This window comes from bacterium endosymbiont of Bathymodiolus sp. 5 South, from assembly GCF_900128535.1.
Taxonomy (GTDB): Bacteria; Pseudomonadota; Gammaproteobacteria; order PS1; family Pseudothioglobaceae; genus Thiodubiliella.
This window is the reverse complement of sequence record NZ_FQTR01000243.1, coordinates 1-1,890: the sequence shown is the minus strand read 5'-3', so window position 1 is coordinate 1,890 and position 1,890 is coordinate 1. Positions and strand designations below refer to the sequence as shown.

The 1,890-nt window shown below is 38.3% G+C and carries 2 protein-coding genes; both read right to left on the bottom strand.

Going from position 1 to position 1,890, the window contains the following annotated elements; genetic code table 11:
• Positions 1-174: 174 nt before the first annotated feature.
• On the bottom strand, positions 175-1,494 hold the full coding sequence (gene miaB / locus BBROOKSOX_RS10460) for a tRNA (N6-isopentenyl adenosine(37)-C2)-methylthiotransferase MiaB (RefSeq protein WP_139661711.1): 1,320 nt from the start codon (positions 1,492-1,494) through the stop codon (positions 175-177).
• Positions 1,495-1,499: 5 nt separating this feature from the next.
• The coding region (locus tag BBROOKSOX_RS10455; protein ID WP_139661710.1) for a mechanosensitive ion channel family protein at positions 1,500-1,890 on the bottom strand (391 nt) is incomplete at its 5' end.

Sequence of the window (1,890 nt, the reverse complement as noted above, 5' to 3'; positions counted from 1 at the left end):
GTAGATATATTGGTTAACAAGTGCATAATGACATTTTTTTAACTAAAGAAGCAAGATGTTATAGTAAACAAAATAAAATTACAAGCCCAAGCTTCTGTAAGTTAGATTGTTAAACCCTTATATTTTATGACCCCCAAAAAGGAGAAAAAACATGAGTAACACTATTGCACCCAACTAAATTGCTAACACCCCCATCAATGAATTAGCACGAGCATCTGTAATTTTTACATTAACAATCTGACCAATTAAAGACTCGTCACCTTTAAAATGTGTGTTACGCATATTTTCGGTGCGTCCGAATAAATTATCGCCTTTTTTGGCTTTATTTTCTACTAAAACTTTTTGCACACTACCAATCATCGCCTTAGAGATTTGCTCGGTTGATTTGTCAATGGTTTTTTGTACAAGTGCAAGGCGTTCTTTTTTGATTTGTAATGTCACATCATCGGTATAAGTAGATGCAGGCGTTCCAGGGCGGGCAGAGTAAATAAAACTAAAAGATTTATCGAAAATAACCTCATTAATAAGTGCCATTGTGTCCGTAAAATCTTGCTCATTTTCACCTGGGAAACCAATAATAAAATCTGAAGAAATGGAAATATCAGGGCGCACCTTACGCAAACGCCTAATTTTAGACTTGTATTCAAGTGCGGTGTGTCCACGCTTCATTAGCGTTAAAATTTTGTCAGAGCCACTTTGAATAGGTAGGTGTAAGTGTGATACTAATTCAGGCACCTCAGCGTAGGCTTGAATCAGACTGTCACTAAATTCAACAGGGTGTGAAGTGGTATAGCGAATTCTATCAATGCCGTCAATTTGCGCTACAATATTAATCAGTAGTGCTAAATCAGCTGTTTCACCATCGTCCATCCTGCCCTGATACGCATTGACATTTTGGCCTAATAAATTCACCTCTCTAACCCCTTGTCTGGCTAATATTTGCACCTCGTTAATGACATCGTTAAAAGGGCGGGACACCTCTTCACCTCGAGTGTAAGGTACAACGCAAAAGGTGCAGTATTTAGAGCAACCTTCCATAATGGAAACAAAGGCAGTGACGCCGTTAGTTTCAGGTTCAGGCAAATGATCAAACTTTTCAATTTCTAGGAAAGAAATATCAATACTTACGGCTTTATCGCTTAAAGCATCATTTAACATATTTGGTAATCGATGTAGAGTCTGTGGTCCAAAAATCATATCCACATAGGGGGCTCGTTTTAAGATAAGTTCCCCTTCTTGTGAGGCGACACAGCCACCGACGCCAATGATTAAGTTGGGATTTTTTTCTTTGAGTTTTCTCCACCGACCGAGCTGGTGAAACAGTTTTTCTTGTGCTTTTTCACGAATGGAGCAAGTGTTGATGAGTAACACATCTGCATCAAGTGCATCATCGGTTAATTCTAAAGCGTGTGAATGCTTTAGCACATCGGTCATTTTTTGGCTGTCGTACTCGTTCATTTGACATCCAAAAGTGCGAATATATAGCTTTTTCATAGTCATTACTTTTGAATATGCAAGGTCTGAGTAGGGTAGGCGATTTCTGCTTTGTGTTTGGCAATAATATCTGCAATATTGAGTAGTATTTTTTGCTTCACTTGTTGGTATTTATCTTTACTAGTGGTCTTGGTAAAAGCAACAATGTTACAATCAAGAGAGGAGGTATTAAAGTAATTGAAATACACTCTTAGTGCTTGAGATTGGTCAATTTCCTTGTGTGCTTTTAGCATCGCCTCTACTTCGGTGATAATGGCGGGTATTTTTGCAATATCATCATAACGAATGCCAACCACCTCATTAATACGGCGATTGGTCATACGCGATGGCGTCTCAATCGGGATTGAGGCAAAAATTGAGTTAGGAATATAAATTGGATTTTTGCTAAAAGTGCGA